The following is a 20,051-nucleotide window of genomic DNA, read 5'->3' on the forward strand; positions in this document are numbered from 1 at the left end:
GGAGAGCTCGCGCGCTCGTCAGAGGGGCGGCGACGACCTCGTCGACGCGAGCGCGCTCGTCAGCGGGCGGCGACGACCTCGTCGACCAGCGAGAGCAGCGTCGCCGCGTCGAACGGCTTCAGGAGCAGCCGGGCGTTGACCTGCTGCAGGAACGCCTTGCTGCGCTCCGTGAAGGCGCCTCCGGTCAGGAACACGACACGGCGCTGCTGCTCGGGCGCGTGCTCGGCAAGCGAAGTGTAGAAATCCATTCCCGTCATATCGGGCATCATGAGGTCGCACAGGATGGCGTCGTAGCGCTCTCCGGCGCGGATCCGGCTGAGCGCGTCGCGCGCGCTCGCGGTCGCGATCGTCTCGTGCCGTGGCTCGAGCGTCCCCGCGATCGCCCGCGTGAGCAGCGGCTCATCGTCGATGATGAGGACCCGCTGCCGCTGCGCCGCCTCCGGCGTGAGCGTGTCGAGGCTGCCGTTCTCGCACGGCCACCTCGACGCGCACGAGCCGGGCGCAGCGGAGGCGGGCGCCTCGCCGGCCGTGGCGGCGGGGAGGACGAGGCGGAACGTGCTCCCCTTGCCGGGGCGGCTGTCCACCTCGATCCGACCCCCCAGCGCCGTGACGATGGAGTGGCAGATCGCGAGCCCCAACCCGAGCCCTTCGCCAGCTTCCTTGCTCGTGTAGAACGGCTCGAAGATCCGCTCGAGCGACTCGGGCACGATCCCGGCGCCCGTGTCGCGCACCTCGACGACGACCGACCCCTCGGCGTCGCAGCGGGTCGAGAGCTCGATCTCGTTCTGCTCGGCGAGCCCCTCGGGGATGGCCTGCGCGGCGTTCACGATGAGGTTCAGGAAGGCCTGCGCGAGCCGCGGCTCGTTCGCCTGGACGGGCGGCACCTCCTGGAAGCTCCGGACGACGCGGGCGCGGTGCCGGATCTCGTTCATCGCCATGTGGACGCAGGAGTCGAGCACCCGCCGGGGGTCGACCGGCCCGCGTCGGTCCTCCTCGGCGCGCGAGAAGCTGTGGAGATCGCGCACGATGAGCCGCACCCGCTCGGCGCCCTCGCGCGCGTCCTCCAGCAGGCTCAGCACGTCGGAGAGCTCGCTCGATGGAGCGCGGCCGTCGCCGTGAGAGCGCGCCCAGGGACCGCCGCGCGCTGCGCTATTCCGGCGATCGAGCGAGCCGATGCGCCGGATGGCCGCGTCGACGTTCGTGATGACGAACGCGAGGGGGTTGTTGATCTCATGGGCGACGCCGGCGGCCAGCGTGCCGACGCTCGCCATGCGGCCGGCGCCGACGAGGCGGGCCTGCGTCTGCGCGAGCGCCTGGCGCGAGGCGGCGTCGCGCGCGGCGCGCTCGCGGACGACGGAGAGCCGCGCCCGGGGGCCCGCGCCGTCGCCGCCCGCGAGCAGGAAATCGCTCGCGCCGGCCGCGAGGATGCCGTCGATGTCCCCGTCGCGCTCGGTGATCGCGAGGACGAACACCGCATCGCCGCCGGGCTGCGCCCGCACGCGGCCGCAGAACGCGGCGGCGCTGGCGGGCTCGCTCCAGTCGACGGCGAGCACCGGCGGCGCCTCGCCCAGGCACCGCTCCAGGGCGCGCGCGGGATCGGAGGTGACGCCGACGTCCGGCACGTGACGTCGGATCAGCGCTTCGAATCGCTCGCTCGCCGCGGCGCGCCCGCGGAGGAGCAGGATGGCGGCCGGCTCCGCGCAGCCCATCGACGTCCTCTCAGCTGTCCTTCGAAGACCCGTTTCAGGAGTCCTTCGAAGATCCTTTACCGCATCTCCATCCCGGCGTGCAGGCATGGTGATCCGTTCCGCTGCGCCTGCCAGGCGCCTCGCCGGTCTCCTTCGAGCCGCGCGCCAGCCAGTCGGCTCGCCCGCTTCGCGTGGCTATCGAGGGCTGGCCGTCGCGTCGTCGTCCGGATCGCCGTCATCGGCGACCCTCGTCGCGCCGTCCGTGAGCGGCGGGTACAGGCTCTCGACGAACTTCCCGGAGAGCCGCCCCGCGAGGTGTGCATCCATCCGCGCCAGCGCCTCGCGCAGCCGATCGATCTCGGCCGAGAGCGCTGCCTTGAGCGGCTGGCGCTGCGCCTGTTCCATCCAGGCGAGCTCCACAAGCGCTTCCTCAAGGTGCGCGCGCGCCGCACCGCCCGCCTCGCCCGCCTCGGGTTCTCGGACCAGATACTCCGCGACGCGCACGCGCCCGCGGTAGCGGACCCGCATCCGCTCGAGGAAATCCCGGTACGGCTTCACCGCCCCGCTGAGCGCCTGCACCGCCGCCGCGAGCGCGCTCGCCTCGCTCTGGAGCGCCTCGCGATCGGCGCCGGAGAGCGCCGGGTTGTGCTCGACGTGGGCCTCGAGCGTCGCCAGCACCTCCCGGGCCCAGCGGAGGTGCCGGAGCCCCGAGGCGCCGCGCGACAGGCGCCGCCCGGCCCCCCCGTCCGCGCTCACGCCACCGCCGCCGCCGGCGCCGCCTCGCGCTCCGGGCGCTTCGCCGTCTCGTTGATCTTCACGCTGACGAGCTTCGAGACGCCGGGCTCCTGCATCGTCACGCCGTAGAGCACGTCGACCGACTGCATCGTGCGCTTGATGTGCGTGATGAGGATGAACTGCGAGTGGCTCGTCATGCTCCGGATCCCCTCGTTGTAGCGGGCCACGTTCGCCTCATCGAGCGGCGCGTCGACCTCGTCGAGGATGCAGAACGGCGACGGCTTGAACTGGAAGATCGCGAAGATGAGCGACACCGCGGTGAGCGCCTTCTCGCCGCCGCTCATGAGCTCGATGTTCCCGAGCTTCTTGCCCGGCGGCTGCGCGAGGATCTCGATCCCCGTCTCCAGCATGTCGTCGGGGTTCGTCAGCCTGAGCTCCGCCTGCCCTCCGCGGAACATCTTGGGGAACAGCGCCTTGAAGCGCGCGTTGATGCCGTCGTACGTCGTCTTGAAGAGCCGCTTCGACTCGCGGTTCATCTGGGCGATCGCCTTCTCGAGGTCGTCGAGCGCCTTCTCGAGATCGGCCTTCTGGCTCGAGTAGTACGTGTACCGCTCCTCGGCCTCGGCGTGCTCGCGCACGGCGTCGAGGTTGACGGGGCCCATGCGGTCGAGCAGCTCCGTCAGCTCCTGGATGCGCGCGCGGTGCGAGGCGTCGGCGGGCGGCCGCTTGTGGTAGTCGCCGACCACGCGGGCGAGCTCCAGCCCGCGGAAGCGCTCGCGCACCCCCTCGATGAGGTGGTCGTGCTCGACCCGCAGCCGCTCCAGCGCGAGCTCGTGCTTGCGGAGCCGCTCCGACACCTCGGCCAGCTCCTGCCGCAGCCCGCGCAGGTCGGCCTCGCGCACCCCGTGCGCCTGCCGCGCCTCGTCCAGCGAGCGCCGCGCCTCGGTCAGCGCGGCCTGCGCCGCGTGCGCCTCGGCGACGGCGCGGACCAGCGCCTCGCGCGCGATCATGATCGTCGCCGCGGCCTTCCCCGCGCCCACGGCGCTCTCCGTCCGCTCCTGGTCGAGCCGGGCGATCCGGCCCCGGAGCTCGTTGCATGACCGCGTGAGCCGCTCGACCGTGCCCCGCGCCGCCGCGGCGCGCTCGCGCACGCGCGCGAGCTTCACCTTGCGCTCGGTCACGACCGACTGCTGCCCGAGCACCCGCTCGCGCCACTCGGCCGCGACCTGCTCGGCGTGCTCGAGGCCGGCCGCCGCCGCCTCGCGCGCCGCTCGCCCCGCCTCGAGCTTGTCGCGAGCCGCTTGCTGCTCGCTCCCGCCGGCGTCGAGGTTGTCGGCGAGGTCCTCGAGCTCGGAGCGCACCACGCCCTCGCGCTTCTGCGCCGCGGCGAGCTGCTCCTCCGCCCGGCGGAGATCCTTCTCGGCCGTCACGAGGGCGAGCTCTCCCTCGTGCGCCTCGCTCCGCGCCCGCTCCAGCGCCGTCCCCACCTCGGTGATGCGCAGGCGGAGCTTCTGCTGCGCGTCGAGCAGCGCCGTCACCTCCTCCGACTTGGTCGCGACGAACTCGTGCAGCGCGCGCATCTCCCGCTTCTGCTCGATCATGCCGGCCGCGACCGCGTCGCCCGAGCCGCCGCTCACCACGCCGTCCTCGCGGAGGACGGTGCCGTCGAGCGTCACGAGCGTGCACCCCGCGCCCTCCGCCGCGAGCCGCGCCGCGACCTCGGCGGAGGCGACGACCACCGCGTCCCCCACGAGCGCGCGCGCCAGCGCCTCGTCCTCGGGGGCGAAGACGAGCCGGTCCACGAGCGGCCCGAGCACGCCCTCCCCGCGCGGCGGCCGCCGCGCCGCGCCGGCCACGAACGAGGGCCGCGCCGCGATCACGCTCGCCCGCCCGCGGTTGTTCTTCGACAGATCCGCGAGCAGCGCGATCCCGCGCTCGACGTCGCTCACGACCGCGCACTGCAGCCGGTCCCCGAGCAGCCCCGCGAAGGCCGCGGTCAGCTCGGCCGGCGCCTCGATCCGGTCGGCCACGAGCCCGAGCAGCGCCGGGTCCTTGGTCTTGAGGAGGTTCTTCACCCCGGCGCCGACGCCCTCCAGCCGCGCGTGCAGCTCCTCGAGCGCGCGGAGCCGGTTGCGCCGCTGCCCGAGCTCGTTCTTTGCGTGCTCCACGGCGCGGTCGCTCGATACCGCCTGCTCGCGCAGCGCCTTCATCTCTGCGTCGAGCCGCGTCCGCTCCTCCGCCGAGATCCGCTTCCCGTCGGCGAGCTCCGCCACGTTGCGCGTCAGCGACGAGCGCCGCCGCTCGAGCTCCTCCGACTCGTACATCAGCCGCCCGAGCTCGTCCTCGAGCTTCGCCCGCCGCTGGCTCATCTCCGTCATGCGCCGATCGAAGCCGGCGAGCGACGCCTCGGCGGCCGCGACCGCCGCGGTGGCCTCGGCGGCCCGTCGGCGCAGGGCGGCGACCTCGTGCTCGGCGGTCCGCTCTCCGTGGCGCAGCTCCTCGAGCCGCTCGTGCTGCTCGAGCGCGAGCTCGCTCTCCCGCGCCTCTTCCTCGTCGACGCCGGCGAGCTGCGCCTCGAGCTGCGCCTTCTCTGCGCTGAGCTCCTCGACCGTCTTCTCGAGCTCCCCCTGCTCCTTGGCCGCGGTGACGAGCCGCTCCTCGAGGTGCCGCAGGCGGTCGCGCGCCCGCGCGATCTCCGCCTCGTGGGTGCGCACCTGGTTGTCGGCCGCGAACGCCTCGTTCTGCGCGCGCTCGGCCCGCTCCTCACAGGCGAGGGCCTCGAGCCGGGTGACCTCGATCTCGGCCTCGCGCGCCGAGAGCGCGGTGCGCGACGCCTGCTCGCGCTCCGCGTGCGCGGCCCTGCCGAGCGACTCGTGCTGCGTGAGCACCGTGATCTCGAGGAGCTTGTGCGACGCCTCGTGGAGCACGAGGTCCTCCAGCTCCTTGCGGTAGTTGACGTACCGCTCGGCCTTGGCCGCCTGGCGCTTCAAGGACGCGAGGTTCCGCTGGATCTCGGAGACGATGTCCCCCACGCGGAGCAGGTTCTGCCGCGTCTGGTCCATCTTCTGCTCGGCCTGCTTCTTCCTGGCCTTGTATTTCGTGATGCCGGCGGCCTCCTCGATGAGCATTCGCCGGTCCTCGGGGCGCGCCGAGACGATGAGCCCGATCTTTCCCTGCTCGATGATGGAGTAGGCCTTCGTGCCGACGCCGGTGCCGAGGAAGAGGTCGGTCACGTCCTTGAGCCGGACCTGGGTCTTGTTGATGAGGTACTCGCTCGTCCCGTCGCGGAAGAGCCGGCGCGTCACCGCGATCTCCGCGTAGTCCCGGTACTCCAGCGGCAGCTGTGACGCCGCCGTCGGCTCGCTGTTGTCGAAGGTGAGCGTCACCTCGGCCATCCCGTGCTGGGCGCGGGTCTCGGAGCCGTTGAAGATGACGTCCGACATCGACTTGCCGCGCAGGTGCTTCGCGCTCTGCTCCCCGATCGCCCACCGGATGGCGTCGACGATGTTCGACTTGCCGCAGCCGTTGGGACCGACGATGCCCACCACGTCCGTATCGAAATGGACCACCGTCCGGTCGACGAACGATTTGAACCCGCTGATCTCGAGCTTACGAATGCGCATGACGTCCCCGGGACCGGCCGGGCGGGCTTAAACGTATCGTCACAGCACGCCACGTACCGTCACAACTGGCGTCTCGGGGTCTACGTGGGCTGGCGCCGCGCGGCAAGAGCGGAATCCTGGCTCCTCACGCGCACCGAGGACCAGGTCTTGCGCATCCCGCTGGTGCAGCGATGTCCGAAGCGCAAGGTGTGCTTCTGGCAGCCGCCTTGACAGGTGGCTAACGTGGCCATACTCCTCGGGTTGTTCCGAGGAGTAGAAACGTCATGCCCACTTACGAGTACGCCTGCACATCTTGCGCGCATGAATGGGAGGCCGAGCAGTCCATCAAGGAGGCCGCGCTCTCGGAGTGCCCGTCGTGCCTCAACGCGACAGCCCGGCGACAGATCTCGCGCGGCACGGGATTCATCCTCAAGGGCAGTGGCTGGTACTCCGACCTCTACTCCTCGGGGTCGAACAAGCCGCCCGCGAAGTCGGACGGGGGGTCGGGCAGCTCCTCAGGGTCGGAGGGGGCGAGCTCGGACTCCGGGTCGAGCAGCGCCTCGCCGGCGGGCGGCAACACCAAGAGCGACTCCAGCGCGTCGTCCGCCTCCGCGGCGGCCTGACGCCAACTCGGCGAGCAGCGACGGGGGTGTGGCCAGCGCGGCGCAGCGCGCGGTGGCGCCGTCGTGGTGCGCCGGTAGTGCTGCGTGCCCACCGGCGCCGGGCGCGGTGCTAGGGTGCCCTGGATGGATGAGAGAAAGCGACTTGAGGAGCTCCGCCGGCAGCTCACGGAGCTGGATCAAGAAATCCTTCGCAGCATCGAGCGGCGGGCTCGCATCGCGCACGAGCTTGCCAAGTTGAGGACAGGCACGGCCCGGTTCGCCCCCACGGCCGACGCAGCCCACATGCAGGCGCTCGAGCGCGCCGCGACGCCGCCGTTCCCGCAGCGCGCGGTGCGGCCGATCTTCGTCGCCATCGACGCGGCCTCGCGCGCGTTCGAGGTCGCGCCCCGGGTGGCGTACCTGGGGGCCGAGGGCGACTATGGCTGGACCGCGGCGCACGATCACTTCGGGATCGGAGGCGAGTTCGTCCGCGCCGACAGCCCCCTCGCCGCCATCGAGGAGGTCGCGCGCTCGCGCGCAGACTTCGCGGTGGTCCCGTACGAGTCGTTCAAGGAAGGGCCGATCTTCCCGACGATCCAGGCGATCGGCGGCGCCGATCTCAAGGTGGTCGGCGAGCGCCAGCTGGTGCAGGCGCTCGACCTCGTGAACCGGACGGGCAACCTCGCCGACGTCGAGCGGGTGTACTCCTCTCCTCAGGACCACGTGGCCTGCGTGAACTACCTCGAGCTCCAGCACCCGCGCGCGCTGGTGCTCGACGTGCGGGGCCCGCAGGCCGCCTGGGATCTCGCGGCGGAGAACGAGGGCAGCGCCGCCATCGTCCCCCGCGGCTTCGCGGGCGGGCAGGAGCTCAGGGTCGCCCGCGAGAACGTCGGCGACGAGGGGGAGCTCCGGATCCGCTACGCGGTGCTGTCCCGGCTCCCGTCGCCGCGCTCGGGCCACGACGCCACGGCGGTCCTCTTCAGCGTCCACGATCGGCCCGGCGGGCTCCACGACATCCTCCAGCACTTCAAGGAGCGCAGCTGCAACCTCCGGCGGGTCCACTCCCGCCCCGTGCCCGGCGAGGGCTGGGACTACGTGTTCTACGTGGAGGTCAGCGGACACACGACCGATCGGGCGCTCGTCGCGGCGCTCGAGGGCGTGAAGCGCGAGACGAAGATGCTGAAGATCATCGGCTCCTTCCCGCTGGAGCGCCCCGACCCGCCGCACGAGCGAGCTTGATGGCGAGCGTGATGGTGCGGACGCTGTTCCATTCCCGAGGCGCTGCCGCCCTGCGCCGCGCGGCGGGCGCGATCGCGATCGCGGCGCTCGCCCTCCAGGCGCTCGGCGGCTGCGGCGGCGCCGACGACAGCCTCGCGCTGGTCGGCGGAGAGAAGATCGACGCGACGGCGATCGATCGCGACCCCCTGGCCGTCCTTCCGAGCGGCGCGGTGATGCTCGGATACCTCGACGCGGCGGCCATGTTCACTTCCGGCCTGGGAGGCGAGGTCAACCAGATCGTCACGAGCCTGCTCCCGCTGGGGCCCGAGTCGAACTTCGTCCCGTCGCGCGACATCGTGAAGGTCTACGGCGGTCTCTATGCCATGCAGGGCGCGGATTTCTGCGCCGTGATGCAGGGCAACTTCGACGTCGACGCGATCCGCCGCTCCGCCGACGCCAGGTCGGTCACCGTGATCGGCGCGCCGCTCGTGAAGACGCGCTACGCGGACAACGATCTCTTCACGGCCGGCAACGTCGGCTTCGTCGTGCTCACGCCGCACACGATCCTCACCGGCAACGAGACCGGGATGCGGCGGGCCCTCGATCGGCTCCGCTCCGGCAAGCTGACGCGCTCCGTGCCTTCGTGGATGGTCGAGCTGCTCGGGACCAAGGGAGCGTCGTTCGCCGTGGCCGGCGACCTCTCGAGCCAGGCGGCGGTCGCGTCTGCGGCGGGGCAGTTCCCCTTCCTCGCGGGGCTCCAGTACGTGCGCGTCATCGGCAACTTCCAGCCGCCCGGGGTCAACTTCGCCGGCGCCCTCACGTACACGGACCCGCAGAGCGCGGCGAACGGCGCGGTCGCGCTTCGCAACCTCGAGCAGATCGCCAGGATCGCGACGCTGCTCTCCTCGTGGGGCTTCGGCTACGGCTCGGTCCCTCCGATGCAGGTCGCGCAGCGCGAGAGCGACGTCGCGTTCACGCTGCCCCTCGGCGAGGGGATCGTGCGAATGCTCCTCCGCACGGTCGCCGACACGGTGCGGAGCGTGGCGCTCGTGCGCTGACTCAAGCCTTGCGGAGCGGCGCGCGCGAGGGCGGCGCGGCGTGGGCGGGGTCGTCCGGCCACGCGTGCTTCGGGTAGCGGCGGCGGAGCTCCTTCGCGATGGCGGGATAGTGGCGCGCCCAGAACCCCGACAGATCGGTCGTGACCTGCACGGGGCGCTGGTTCGGCGCGCACAGGTGCAGCACGACAGGCACCCGGCCACCGGCGACGCGCGGCCCCTCCGCCATGCCGAAGAAGTCCTGCAGCCGGGACGCGAGCGACGGTGGCGCGCCCGCCGCATACTCGAGGCGCGCCCGCCGGCCGCCGGGCAGGACGATCGACTCGGGGGCGAGCTCGGCGAGCGCTCGCGCCTTCGCGGGGCCCAGCGAGGCCTGCACGGCGCTCGAGAGATCGGCGTCGCGGAGCTCGGCGAAGCTCCTGCGCCCGTCGCAGAGCGCCTCGAGCGCGGCGAGCACCGCGTCCTCGCCCACGTCGGGTAGCGCTGCGTCGGGGCAGTGCGCGCGCGCGAACGCGACCCGCGAGAGCCAGCTATCGAGGGCGTCGCCCTTCACGAACGCTCGCCACCCCTTCGCTCTCGCCTGCGCCGCGAGCTCCCGCGCCGCCGCTTCCGCCAGCGGACCGCTGGCGCCGGCGGCCGGCCGCGCCTCGTCGAGCACGAGGGCGTCGTACGACAGCCGGCGAACGACCTCGACGCGCTCCGCGGCGGCGTTCCACGTCGCCTCCGTCGTGTCCCGGATCGCGTCCGTGAAGAGGTCGAGCAGCCAGTCGGCCTCGATCGCGCTCGCCGCCCGGACGACCGTGCGCGCCGAGCGGCCCTCGCTGCGCTCCTCGATGTCGACCGCGACCACGAGATCGACCTCGTCGATGACGCTCGCCTCGGAGAGCGCGGCCGTCCCGCCGGCGGCGAGCACGACCTCCCGTCCGGTCCGACCCGTCGCGCTGGTCGGCCGGCGGAGGCGCCCGACCCGGTCGGGGTATCCGGAGAGGATCGCGATGCGCTGGGCGAGCTCGCGCGCCTCGACGGTCTCCGGCGGCGCGGCGCTCCGGTGATCGGCGAGCCGCGAGAGCTGCTTGCGCGTCCGCTCCACGATGAGCGCGCGCGCCGGGTCCACGCCCAGCCACCGCAGGCGGTCCGCCGCGAACCGCGCGCGATCCGCCTCCTCGAAGGCCTGGAGCGCGGCGAGCAGGTCGGAGCTGTGCCGCGCGTCGCTCCTCCGACCATGGGGCTCCCGCGCGCCCGACGGCGCGCCGAGGTCGCGCTCCGCGACGAGCGCCGCGAGCGTGCACCCGTCGCCGGCGACGCCTCGCCGCTCGGCCTCGACGATCATCCGCGCCTGACGCGGATGCGCCGGGAAGCGAAGCATACGCCGTCCGGTCGGCGTCACGCGCCGCCCCTCGTCGAGCGCGCCGAGCCGCACGAGCAGCGCCTCGGCCGCGGCGAGCCCGGCGGCGGGCGGCGCCTCCAGCCACCCGAACGCCTCGAGATCCGTGACCCCGGCGGCGCAGAGCTCGAGCACCGTCTCCGCGAGGTCGAGCCGGCGGATCTCGGGCGCCTCGTGCTCCGGCCGCGAGGCGAGATCCCCGCGCGTGTAGAGCCGGAGGCAGCGGCCGGGCCGCGTCCGCCCGGCGCGCCCCGCGCGCTGCGCCGCGGAGGCGCGGGCGATGGGCGCGACGCGGAGCGTCGGCAACCCCGACCACGGCGCGTGCGCGGCCACGCGCGCGAGGCCGCTGTCGACGACCGCGACGACACCATCGATGGTCACGGAGGTCTCGGCCACGTTGGTCGAGAGGATGATCTTTCGCCGATCCGCGGGGCGCACCGCGCGGTCCTGCTCGGCCGCGGACAGCGAGCCGTGGAGCGGCAGGAGCAGCAGGTCCTCGCTCTTCGCGATGGCTGCGCACGCTTCCATCGCCCGCCTGATCTCCGCGGAGCCGGGCAGGAACACAAGCACGTCACCGTCGAGCCCCTCCTCGATGAGCTGCCGCACCGACGACGCGACAAGGCTCTCGAGCGTCCTGTCGCCCCAGTGCGCCGGGGCGCGGCGGTCGCCCGCGGCGTGGGTCGACGGGCTCACCCGGGCGCTCGGCAGGTACTCGATCGCGACGTCGAACATCCGCCCCTCGGCGCGCAGGGTCGGCGCCACCGAGGCTCCCGCCGCTGTGGTTTCGTGGCCGCGCTCGGCCTCGGCCGCCGGGGCGGGCTGCGCCTCCGGCCCGCCGAGGAACGCCGCGATCGGCCCGGCGTCGAGCGTCGCGGACATCACCACGAGGCGGAGATCGGGCCGCGCGCCGCGCTGCAGGCGCCGGAGCAGCGCGAGCGCGACGTCGCCGGCGAGGTGCCGCTCGTGGAACTCGTCGAGCACCACGGCGCTCACGCCCCGGAGCTCGCGATCGACGAGGAGCCGCCGCGTCAGCACGCCCTCGGTCACGAAGCGGACGCGCGTGGCCGGGCTGGACGCCTCCTCGAAGCGCATCGTGTAGCCCACGGTCTCGCCCACGCGCTCGCCGAGCTCTTCGGCCACGCGCCGCGCGGACAGGCGCGCCGCGAGCCGCCGCGGCTCGAGCACCAGGATCTCGCCGCGCTCCGCGAAGCCCGCGTCGAGCAGCGCGCGCGGCACGCGCGTCGTCTTGCCCGCCCCGGGCGGGGCCTCGAGCACCACGCTCGGGCGCGCGCGCAGGGCGGCGCAGAGATCGGGGAGGATCGGATCGATCGGCAGCGGCTGCATGGCTTCGGCGCTCTCCGCGCGATGGGCGCGCGGCAGCGGAGCCTAGCAATCCTTGGCGCGCGCGGACCTGTGATACTCGTCGAATTGCCGTGAGCGCATCGACCGATCCGACCCATCTTTCAGCGACCGCGCTCGCCACGCTCCTGGCGGCGCGCGAGATCAGCTCCGAGGAGCTCACGCGGGCGCACCTGGCGCGCATCGAGGCGCTCGAGCCGCGGCTCCGCGCCTTCACCTTGGTGCTCCGCGACGAGGCGCTCGCGGCCGCCCGCGGCCTCGACGAGGAGCGCCGTCGCGGGGACATCCGCGGCCCGCTCCACGGGCTCCCGATCACCGTGAAGGAGTCGCTCGACATGGCCGGCATGGCCTCCACGCTCGGCGTCGCCTCCCGCAGGGGGCATCGGGCGACCAGCGACGCGACGGTGACCGCGCTGCTCCGACGCGCGGGGGCCGTGATCCTCGGGCGCACGAACGTCTCGCAGCTGCTCCTGTACAACGAGGCGCGCAACCCGCTCTTCGGGCAGACGGCGAACCCGTGGAGCCTCGATCACAGCCCGGGCGGCTCGTCCGGCGGCGAGGCGGCCGCCATCGCGGCGGGGATGTCGCCGCTCGGCATCGGAACGGACATCGGCGGCAGCATCCGCGTCCCCGCGCACTGCTGCGGCATCGTCGGCCTCAAGCCCACGCTCGATCGCTGGACCAACAAGGGGAGCAACACGGCGCTCCTCGGACAGGAGGCGATCCGCGCGCAAATCGGGCCGATGGCCAGGAGCGCCCGCGACCTCGCGCTCGTCATGTCCGAGCTCGATCCCGCGTCGATGGCGGAGCTCGACGTGCGCGTGCCGCCGCTCCCGATGGTCGAGCCAGCGAGCGTCGAGGTGGCGCGCCTGCGCGTCGGGTTCTACTGCGACGACGGGCTGGTGCCTCCCTCGACCGCCGTCGCCCGCGCGGTCGCGAAGGCGGCGTCGGCCCTGCGCGCGCGGGGCGCGACGGTCGTGCCGTTCACGCCGCCCGGGATCCCCGACGCGGTCTACGCGTATTTCGCGGCGCTCTCGGCGGACGGCGGCGCGACGGCGCTGTCGCTCCTCGACGCCGGCGAGGACGGCAGCGAGGGGACGGACATCGACGTCTCGCTCCGCTCGCTCCGCACGATGGCCTCGCTCCCGCCGTTCGCGCGCCGCGCCGCCGCGCGCGTCGCTGGTCTCGCGGGCGAGCGGCGGCTCCAGCGTCTCCTCGAGGTCACCGGGCCGAAGTCGGTCTCGGAGTTCTGGCGCACCACGCACGCCCTGCGCGAGGCGCGCGCCGCGATCGCGTCGGCGATGCGCGCCGAAGCGCTCGACCTGCTGCTCTGCCCGCCGTACGCCACGCCGGCCCTGCCGCACGCCGCGTCGCGCGACTTCGTCCTCGCGGGCAGCGCCGCGATGCTGTGGAACCTCACGCAGTTCCCGGCTGGCGTCGTCCCCGTGACCCGCGTGCGGCCCGAGGAGGCGCGCCGCGAGCGGCCGCGCGACCGGCTGGAGAAGCGGGCCGCCGAGGTCGATGCGAAGAGCGTGGGCCTGCCCGTCGGGGTGCAGGTGGTCGGCTTCCCCTTCACCGAGCACCTGGTGATGGCCGCCATGATCGCCATCGAGGACGAGCTCGCCGGCGAGGCCGATCGGCCCGCCACGCCTGTCTCACCGCCTTCGCTCGCCGGATGACGCGGCGAACGCCGGGAGCCGGCTGACCAGGACGACACCGGAGCTCGATGATGCCGCCGCGCGGTCGCTGTCCGGCGCGTCCACAGTCGACAAAAGCTGAAGCCCTACAAAGCCGAAAGGTCCGCCGGAGAACCTCTCCGCCGGACCAGTCGGGGCGAGTGGATTCGAACCACCGACCCCTTGACCCCCAGTCAAGTGCGCTAACCAGGCTGCGCTACGCCCCGAGCCACTCCGCCGCCACGTTTCGGTGCGGAGCGAGGGCGCACCGTAGTCGAAGCCTTGGGAATTGCAAGGGCATCGCATCGAGGATCGCAGACTCGCTCCAGACGGGGCGTTTGGCGCTGGATGCAGCCGGACGCGGGGCGCGGATCGTCCGACGAAAACGCCGGGGCTCTCCGCGCGACGTCGCGGGCGCGCGATCCGAGCGGCGCGGTCAGATGCTGCGGAGCGCGGCAGCGAGGCCCTGCGCCGTGCTGTCCGCGACGAGGATCCCGTCGTCGCACCTGGCCCATGCGACCACGTCGCCCGCGTCGCAGGCGATGACCGGCACGCCGAGCGCGCGCGCCTCGCGGATCACCGTGGGGGCGGCCTCGTGCGATGAAGGGTGCAGCAGCACGTCTGCTGCGCCGATCCATGCGAGCGCTTCCCTCCGCGGGAGCGTGCCCGTGAAGCGCACCGCCGCGTTGCCGTCGCTCGTCGCCGTGATGCCCGCGCCGCGCGAGCTCCCTGCATCGAGGTCGCCGTGGCTCGCGAGGCGCTCGAGCGCGCCGCGCTCTGGACCGTCTCCGACGACGACGAGGCGCAACCCGGGTCCTGCAGCGCGCACCGCCTCGATCGCGAGCTCGACCCGCTTCGTCGGGATCAGCCGGCACGCGACGACGGCGAGGCGCTCGCCGGGGCCCTTCACGATCTCGCGACGGAGCGCGGCAGCGCGCCCCGCCACCGGCGGCAGATCGAACACGGGGGGCTCGACGCGCGAGGCGAGGTCCAGCGCGCGAGCCTGCTCCGGAGCGAGCGAGCCTGCGAGCGCGTCGCGCAGCGCGCGCGCCGCGAAGACGAAGCGCGCGTCGCGCCGGAGGAGCGCGCCCACCACCGCGGCGCGAGCCGCGCGCGGCGCGCGGAGCAGGAGCCGGACGTCGGCGCCGTGCGCGTGCACCTCGAGCGGCGTGCGCGGAAGCGCGAGCAGGAGCGGCCACGCGCACGGGATGATCCAGTGCGCCACCGCGCGACCGACAGGCCCGATCTCACGGAGCCGCTCGAGCACGCCGGCCGCGAACGGCGCCATGGAGAGCAGCCGGAGCGGCGACTCGCGCGCGCGCGCCACGGCGCCGGGCCACGCGAACAGCGCGCCCCCGCCTGCCCGATGGACGACGAGCCGGCCGTCCCGAGAGGGTGGATCGAGGATCGAGCCGCCGGCGGCGATCACGTGGACCTCGGCGCCGCTGCGCGCGAGCGCCTCCGCCGACGACCGCACGAAATGGCCGGAGGGATCCTCTTCGCTGACCGGATAGGACGTCGTGACCACCACGGCGCGCATGGGGACCTCACCAGGCTGGACGCGGCGCGGGCGCCGCCTCCGCGTCGCTCCGGCGCGCAGCCGCGGTTGCATCCACGCTACCGGGGCAACTGCTGGACGAACAAAATGACAAGACGCAGAGCACGCCGCGGACGCTCGAATCAAGCGTCCGTGTGCGTCTTCTGCGTCTTGGCCAGCTGCTCTCGCGCGAGGGGCGGTCGCTCTATGCGACCATGTCCATCTTCGACCGCTTCCGACGGCGGCGAGCGGCCTCCGAGGCCTTCTTCCGTCGCTTCACGGACGGCTTCATGTAGTGCCGGCGGCGCTTCAGCTCGCGGAGGATCCCCTCGGCGGCCATCTTCCTCTTGAGATGCTTGATGGCGCGCTCGATACCCTTGTCGCCCACGGCGACCTCGAGCGGTTTGCACTGAATGGCGTCGGTCGGCATGTCTCGAAGCGTCCTCTGCTGGGAAAAAAACTGGCCCAGTTGGCGGGCAGAATGCAAGCCGGCGGGGGGCCGGCATCGCGGGGCGCGCACTATGGCAGAGGCCTTCTAGCCTCGCAAGACCTCCCGACGGCCGCGGAGCATGACGTCGCGGCGCGACGTCCGGGCTGTTTCGGTGGTTTCACCTGTTCCACCTGTTTCAGCTGCCCCGCCTGTTCCGCCAGGCTCGCCAAGCTCGCCTGGCTCGCCAGGTTCCGCCGAAATCTGCATCAGGCCCCGGATTTTTCGGCTGTCCGTCGGTAATTATTGGGACTTGCACCTGAGAAACTTTCTAAGTACACATCTCGCTGTGGCCACCTCGCGGACAGCTGCTGGAAAGGGGGCCGCGCCCCGCGATGTCCGGGGGCGCGCGGTCGGCTTCGAGCGCAGCGCGGTCGAGGAGGATACCCGGATCGCCTCGATGCTGGCGTGCGTGCGAGCCTCGGGGCTCAAGCTGACGCCGCAGCGCCTGGCGATCGTGCGCGAGCTCGCGGCGGATCCGACGCATCCGACGGCGCAGGAGCTGTTCGAGCGGCTCCGGCCGGCGCTGCCGACCATGAGCTTCGCCACCGTCTACAACACGCTCGACGCGCTGGCGTCCGCGGGGCTGTGCGTCGCGCTGTCGCTGTCGCCGGGCGCCTCGCGCTTCGACCCGAACATGGCGGCGCATCATCACGCGGTCTGCGATCGCTGCGGGCTCGTCCGCGATGTGCCGTGCGCGCCGGTAGGCCCATCCGCCGGGCGCTCGGACGAGATCGCCCCCGCGCCCCTCACGGCCGCGCCCGGCTTCGAGGTCCGCGCGGTCGAGCGGATCTACCGGGGGCTCTGCGCTGCCTGCGCGAAGGGCACCCGGGGTGGCGAAGGCGCGCGGGGCAAGGCGCAAGACGCCCGGCGAAGCGCGGCGAGCAGTCGACTCCGCCCTGCAGAGGCTCGAGGGGCGCGGCGCCCTGGACGTGTCTAGCGGATCCACCGCGCCGCCGAGCCGACCTGCGCGGGCACCAAGGACTCATCATCCCAGCCGTTCAACCGAAGGAAGGAGAGCGAACCCATGACAAGCAAGCAGCTTACGGGCACGAAGACGCACCAGAACCTGAAGGACGCGTTCGCCGGGGAGTCGCAGGCCAACCGCCGCTACCTGTACTTCGCAAAGGTCGCCGATGTCGAAGGTCGCCCCGATGTCGCCGGTCTCTTCAAGGACACGGCGGACGGCGAGACCGGCCACGCGCACGGCCACCTCGATTACCTCAAGCAGGCGGGCGACCCGGCGACCGGCTTGCCGATCGGCAGCACGGAGAAGAACCTGAAGGCCGCCGTCGCCGGCGAGACCCACGAGTACGAGACGATGTACCCGGGCTTCGCGAAGGAGGCCCGCGACGAGGGCTTCGACGACATCGCGGAGTGGTTCGAGACGCTCGCGAAGGCCGAGAAGTCTCACGCCGGGCGCTTCACGAAGGCGCTGCAGTCGCTCGACTTCTGAGATCGACCGACGCGAGCGCGCGAGCGCTCCGGGGCGCGCCGAACCGACGGCGACTCGACCCGGGGCGCGCGCGCCATCGCGGCCCCGAAGGCTGTCCGGCGCCGGGCCGCGCGGCGAGCCGTCCCTTCGCGCCGTACCCCATGTTGACGATGTTGAGAGGAACCGACCAGTGAGCGTCATCCGGCGTGCACCAGACCGTCCACCGGCGACCTCGCCGAACGACGAGCGATATCTCGAGCCCCGCGATCTCGAGGCCGAGCTGCGGCGGACGTTCCAGATCTGTCACGAGTGCCGCATGTGCGTCGGGTATTGCGGCTCGTTCCCCGAGCTCTTCGCGCGCGTCGACAGGGACATCGAGGCCGGCGTCGCCGAAGGCGCCGAGGCCCTCACCTACGATGACTTCAAGGCTGTCGGCGACGAGTGCTGGCAATGCAAGCTCTGCTACATCAAGTGCCCGTACACGGCCGACGAGCACGCGTACGAGCTCCTGGATTTCCCGCGCGTGCTCGCGCGAGAGCGCGCGGTGCGCGCCCAGCGGGAGGGCATCCCGCTGGTGGACAGGATCCTCGGCGAGCCGCAGCTGATCGGCGAGCTGGGCTCCGGCGCCGCCGCGCCGCTCGCGAACCTCGTGCAGGCGAGCCGCCTGCTGCGCAAGGTGCAGGAGAAGGTGACCGGGATCTCGTCGGAGTTCCCGCTCCCGGAGATGGCGCGCAGGCCGTTCTCGTCCTGGTTCGCGGAGCACGGCGCCGCGGCCGGCGCCGGCAAGCAAGGTGACGTGGTGCTCTTCGCGACCTGCTACGGCGAGTACAACACGCCCGCGGTCCCCGAGGCGGCGGTCCGCGTCCTCGAGCACAACGGCTACGCGGTGCACGTCCCTGGCTGCTCCTCGGCGGACGATCCGCGAGACACCCCTGCGGGGGCGCTGACGTGCTGCGGGATGCCGAACCTCGACGGCGGCGATCTCGCGGCCTTCAACGCGAAGGTGAAGCACAACGTCGCGCTCCTGCTGCCGCACGTGCGCAGGGGGAGGAAGATCGTCGTGATCGGCCCGACGTGCGGCTACACGATGAAGAAGGAGTGGCCGGAGTACCTGCAGACGGCGGAGGCGCGCGAGGTCGCGGCCGCGACGGTCGACATGATGGAGTTCCTCGTCCAGCTCGGCCGCGAGAAGAAGCTCAACCGCGAGTTCAAGAAGGGGCTCGGCACGATCGCGTACCACGCCGCGTGCCACCTGCGCGCGCAGAAGATCGGCTTCCCGGGCGCCAGGGTGCTCGGCGTCGTCCCCGACACGGACGTGCGCGTCATCGAGCAGTGCTCGGCGGTCGACGGCACGTGGGGGATGAAGGCGGCCCACTACGAGACCGGGCGCAAGTACGCGTCGAAGCTCGTGCGCGGCGTCGCCGGCGCGGACGTCATCGTCAGCGACTGCACCCTCGCGGGTCTCAGGATGGTCAAGGAGAACGGCGCGAAGGTGCTGCACCCGGTCGAGGCGCTCGCCCACGCGTACGGGCTCGGCCCGACGCCGTGAACCTCGGTCCGAAGTCGTCAAGGAGAGGAGCGTCATGCGTCCCATCGATCGCAACGAGGTGCTCGGGATCGGCGAATACGAGGCGATCCGCGAGCGATTCCGCAGCCGCATCATCGAGGAGAAGCGGCCCCGCCGCGTGCGGATCGGAGACCACCTGACCGCGGTGTTCGAGAACCGCGACTCGGTGCTCTTCCAGATCCAGGAGATGCTCCGCACCGAGCGCATCACGAGCGAGAGCGGCATCCTCCACGAGATCGAGACGTACAACGATCTCATCCCGGGCGCGGGGCAGCTCAGCCTGACGCTCTTCGTCGAGATCCCCGATCGAGCGCTGCGCGACCGGATGCTCATCGATCTGGTGGGCCTCGAGGACACCGTGTCGATCGAGGTCGACGGCGTCGCCGCGCGGGCGCTCGGCAAGCGCGACGGATCGATGGAAGACCGCACGACGGCCGTGCATTACCTCAAGGCGGATCTCCCGGCCGAGGCGCAGGCCGCGATCAAGGCGAAGAAAGCGACGGTATCGCTCGTCGTCGGGCACCCGCGCTACGCGGTGAAGGCGCCGCTCGGGAGAGCGACCCTGGAGAAGCTCGCCGAGGACCTGTCCTAGCCGCGATGGTCTCCCTCGAGCGCCCGATCAAGTTCGAAGACGTCGACGCCGCGAACATCGTCTTCTTCGCGCGCTTCCTCAACTACGCGCACGAGGCGATGGAGCGGTTCTTCGCGCCGCTCGACGGAGGCTACGCCGGGCTCATCCTCGAGCGGCGGATCGGGCTGCCGGCGGTGCGGGTCGAGGCCGACTACGCGGCGCCGGTGCGTTACGGCCAGGCGCTCCGGATCGAGACGTCGATCGCCCGTATCGGCCGGCGGAGCGCCACGCTCCGGTACCGCATGCACCGCGCCCATGACGGCGTCCTGTCGGCGGAGCTACGGCACACGGTGGTGACCACCGACCTCGTGCAGCTGGTGTCGGTCCCGATGCCGGAGGACGTCCGGGCGCTGCTCAGCGCTCACCTCGAGCTCGAGCAGGCGCCCGCCAGCGCTGGTCAACGGGCGTGAGCGCGCGGCCGACGCGCCCGCGGGCGCGGGCACGCGCGAGGACCGAACCTGAGGCGAAGGCGCGATCGCTGCTGAAGCGGCGCGTCGAGCTGACGCTCCTCCGCGACAGGGCGCACTACGACGCGCTCGTGATGGGCGCCGTCGCGAACGCGCGCGTCTCCGTGTGGATCGCGACGGCCAACGTGAAGGAGCTGCGCGTGGAGGCGCCCATCGGATCGAGGGCGCGGGCGCGCGGCCGGTACATGTCGTTCCTCGACCTGCTCGACGCGCTCGCCGCCCGGGGGGTCGAGCTGCGCCTGCTGCACGCCGGTGTCCCGTCGCGCGCCTTCCGCGCCGAGCTCCGCCGGCGGCCCCGGCCGCCGATCGAGATGCGGCGCTGTCCGCGGGTCCACCTGAAGATGATCGCCGTCGACGGCGCGCTCCTCTACCTGGGCTCCGCGAACCTCACCGGCGCCGGGCTCGGGGCGAAGGGCGAGGGGCGGCGAAACTTCGAGGCGGGCGTGCTCACCGACGACGACCTCCTGCTCGACGAGATGCAGGCGACGTTCGAGGCGATCTGGACGGGCGCCGAGTGCAAGGGCTGCAAGCTCCGGCCGCTCTGCCCGGGGCCGCTCGACCAGCTCGACAAAATCCCGTTGCGCTGACGGTCCCGATGGCCGATGAGC

The 20,051-nt window shown here is 72.7% G+C and carries 16 protein-coding genes and 1 tRNA gene; 10 read left to right on the forward strand and 7 right to left on the reverse strand.

Annotation, left to right across the window (positions count from 1 at the left end):
- Nucleotides 1-59: 59 nt before the first annotated feature.
- The 3 genes from WMF39_RS09375 to smc all read right to left on the reverse strand — a co-directional run bounded on the left by WMF39_RS09375 (nucleotide 60) and on the right by smc (nucleotide 6,046).
- On the reverse strand, nucleotides 60-1,709 hold the full coding sequence (locus WMF39_RS09375) for an ATP-binding protein (protein WP_437745195.1): 1,650 nt from the start codon (nucleotides 1,707-1,709) through the stop codon (nucleotides 60-62).
- A gap of 174 nt (nucleotides 1,710-1,883) precedes the next feature.
- Nucleotides 1,884-2,444, reverse strand: coding sequence for a hypothetical protein (locus tag WMF39_RS09380; protein WP_437745196.1), 561 nt, complete (start codon nucleotides 2,442-2,444; stop codon nucleotides 1,884-1,886).
- Nucleotides 2,441-6,046 (reverse strand): chromosome segregation protein SMC, encoded by a 3,606-nt coding sequence (smc, locus tag WMF39_RS09385; protein ID WP_437745197.1) that lies wholly within the window; start codon nucleotides 6,044-6,046, stop codon nucleotides 2,441-2,443. The genes WMF39_RS09380 and smc overlap by 4 nt, the downstream gene beginning before the upstream one ends.
- A 263-nt stretch (nucleotides 6,047-6,309) precedes the next feature.
- Here smc and WMF39_RS09390 point away from each other — a divergent pair, with 263 nt between their 5' ends.
- The 3 genes from WMF39_RS09390 to WMF39_RS09400 all read left to right on the forward strand — a co-directional run bounded on the left by WMF39_RS09390 (nucleotide 6,310) and on the right by WMF39_RS09400 (nucleotide 8,903).
- Complete coding sequence (locus WMF39_RS09390; RefSeq protein ID WP_437745198.1) at nucleotides 6,310-6,648, forward strand: FmdB family zinc ribbon protein; 339 nt, start codon at nucleotides 6,310-6,312, stop codon at nucleotides 6,646-6,648.
- Between the two features lie 123 nt (nucleotides 6,649-6,771).
- Nucleotides 6,772-7,866 (forward strand): bifunctional chorismate mutase/prephenate dehydratase, encoded by a 1,095-nt coding sequence (locus tag WMF39_RS09395; protein WP_437745199.1) that lies wholly within the window; start codon nucleotides 6,772-6,774, stop codon nucleotides 7,864-7,866.
- Nucleotides 7,866-8,903 (forward strand): hypothetical protein, encoded by a 1,038-nt coding sequence (locus tag WMF39_RS09400; RefSeq protein WP_437745200.1) that lies wholly within the window; start codon nucleotides 7,866-7,868, stop codon nucleotides 8,901-8,903. The genes WMF39_RS09395 and WMF39_RS09400 overlap by 1 nt, the downstream gene beginning before the upstream one ends.
- 1 nt (nucleotide 8,904) lies before the next feature.
- On the opposite strand, the gene WMF39_RS09405 is transcribed toward WMF39_RS09400, so the two are convergent.
- The gene (locus WMF39_RS09405) at nucleotides 8,905-11,628 is read right to left on the reverse strand and encodes an ATP-dependent RNA helicase (RefSeq protein ID WP_437745201.1); all 2,724 of its coding nucleotides are present in this window, start codon (nucleotides 11,626-11,628) and stop codon (nucleotides 8,905-8,907) included.
- Between the two features lie 89 nt (nucleotides 11,629-11,717).
- Between WMF39_RS09405 and WMF39_RS09410 the strand changes: the two genes are divergently transcribed.
- Nucleotides 11,718-13,322, forward strand: coding sequence for an amidase family protein (locus WMF39_RS09410; protein WP_437745202.1), 1,605 nt, complete (start codon nucleotides 11,718-11,720; stop codon nucleotides 13,320-13,322).
- A 149-nt stretch (nucleotides 13,323-13,471) separates the two neighbouring features.
- Here WMF39_RS09410 and WMF39_RS09415 read toward each other — a convergent pair.
- The 3 genes from WMF39_RS09415 to rpsU all read right to left on the reverse strand — a co-directional run bounded on the left by WMF39_RS09415 (nucleotide 13,472) and on the right by rpsU (nucleotide 15,286).
- Nucleotides 13,472-13,546 (reverse strand) — tRNA-Pro (locus WMF39_RS09415).
- Nucleotides 13,547-13,755: 209 nt separating this feature from the next.
- The gene (locus WMF39_RS09420) at nucleotides 13,756-14,859 is read right to left on the reverse strand and encodes a glycosyltransferase (RefSeq protein WP_437745203.1); all 1,104 of its coding nucleotides are present in this window, start codon (nucleotides 14,857-14,859) and stop codon (nucleotides 13,756-13,758) included.
- Nucleotides 14,860-15,061: 202 nt separating this feature from the next.
- On the reverse strand, nucleotides 15,062-15,286 hold the full coding sequence (gene rpsU / locus WMF39_RS09425; protein WP_012234386.1) for a 30S ribosomal protein S21: 225 nt from the start codon (nucleotides 15,284-15,286) through the stop codon (nucleotides 15,062-15,064).
- Between the two features lie 346 nt (nucleotides 15,287-15,632).
- Between rpsU and WMF39_RS09430 the strand changes: the two genes are divergently transcribed.
- The 6 genes from WMF39_RS09430 (at nucleotide 15,633) to WMF39_RS09455 (ending at nucleotide 20,030) form a co-directional block, all read left to right on the forward strand.
- Complete coding sequence (locus WMF39_RS09430; protein ID WP_437745204.1) at nucleotides 15,633-16,283, forward strand: Fur family transcriptional regulator; 651 nt, start codon at nucleotides 15,633-15,635, stop codon at nucleotides 16,281-16,283.
- A gap of 87 nt (nucleotides 16,284-16,370) precedes the next feature.
- Nucleotides 16,371-16,799: a rubrerythrin family protein gene (locus tag WMF39_RS09435; RefSeq protein ID WP_437745205.1), complete on the forward strand. Its 429-nt coding sequence runs from the start codon at nucleotides 16,371-16,373 to the stop codon at nucleotides 16,797-16,799.
- A gap of 169 nt (nucleotides 16,800-16,968) precedes the next feature.
- Complete coding sequence (locus WMF39_RS09440; protein WP_437745206.1) at nucleotides 16,969-18,327, forward strand: hypothetical protein; 1,359 nt, start codon at nucleotides 16,969-16,971, stop codon at nucleotides 18,325-18,327.
- Between the two features lie 34 nt (nucleotides 18,328-18,361).
- Nucleotides 18,362-18,937, forward strand: coding sequence for a DUF3501 family protein (locus tag WMF39_RS09445; protein WP_437745207.1), 576 nt, complete (start codon nucleotides 18,362-18,364; stop codon nucleotides 18,935-18,937).
- A gap of 5 nt (nucleotides 18,938-18,942) precedes the next feature.
- The gene (locus WMF39_RS09450; protein WP_437745208.1) at nucleotides 18,943-19,386 is read left to right on the forward strand and encodes an acyl-CoA thioesterase; all 444 of its coding nucleotides are present in this window, start codon (nucleotides 18,943-18,945) and stop codon (nucleotides 19,384-19,386) included.
- Entirely contained in the window at nucleotides 19,383-20,030 is a 648-nt protein-coding gene (locus WMF39_RS09455) for a phospholipase D family protein (protein ID WP_437745209.1), read from the forward strand. The genes WMF39_RS09450 and WMF39_RS09455 overlap by 4 nt, the downstream gene beginning before the upstream one ends.
- Nucleotides 20,031-20,051: the final 21 nt, after the last annotated feature.

The sequence above is a fragment of the Sorangium sp. So ce1504 genome, assembly GCF_051521635.1.
GTDB classification, from domain to species: Bacteria; Myxococcota_A; Polyangia; order Polyangiales; family Polyangiaceae; genus Sorangium; species Sorangium cellulosum_B.

Bases quoted from the DNA above. Each gene is read 5' to 3' on its own strand.
- WMF39_RS09375 (WP_437745195.1), bottom strand. From the start codon at position 1,709: ATGGGCTGCGCGGAGCCGGCCGCCATCCTGCTCCTCCGCGGGCGCGCC.
- smc (WP_437745197.1), bottom strand. From the start codon at position 6,046: ATGCGCATTCGTAAGCTCGAGATCAGCGGGTTCAAATCGTTCGTCGAC.
- WMF39_RS09390 (WP_437745198.1), top strand. From the start codon at position 6,310: ATGCCCACTTACGAGTACGCCTGCACATCTTGCGCGCATGAATGGGAG.
- WMF39_RS09395 (WP_437745199.1), top strand. From the start codon at position 6,772: ATGGATGAGAGAAAGCGACTTGAGGAGCTCCGCCGGCAGCTCACGGAG.
- WMF39_RS09400 (WP_437745200.1), top strand. From the start codon at position 7,866: ATGGCGAGCGTGATGGTGCGGACGCTGTTCCATTCCCGAGGCGCTGCC.
- WMF39_RS09405 (WP_437745201.1), bottom strand. From the start codon at position 11,628: ATGCAGCCGCTGCCGATCGATCCGATCCTCCCCGATCTCTGCGCCGCC.
- WMF39_RS09420 (WP_437745203.1), bottom strand. From the start codon at position 14,859: ATGCGCGCCGTGGTGGTCACGACGTCCTATCCGGTCAGCGAAGAGGAT.
- rpsU (WP_012234386.1), bottom strand. From the start codon at position 15,286: ATGCCGACCGACGCCATTCAGTGCAAACCGCTCGAGGTCGCCGTGGGC.
- WMF39_RS09435 (WP_437745205.1), top strand. From the start codon at position 16,371: ATGACAAGCAAGCAGCTTACGGGCACGAAGACGCACCAGAACCTGAAG.
- WMF39_RS09445 (WP_437745207.1), top strand. From the start codon at position 18,362: ATGCGTCCCATCGATCGCAACGAGGTGCTCGGGATCGGCGAATACGAG.
- WMF39_RS09450 (WP_437745208.1), top strand. From the start codon at position 18,943: ATGGTCTCCCTCGAGCGCCCGATCAAGTTCGAAGACGTCGACGCCGCG.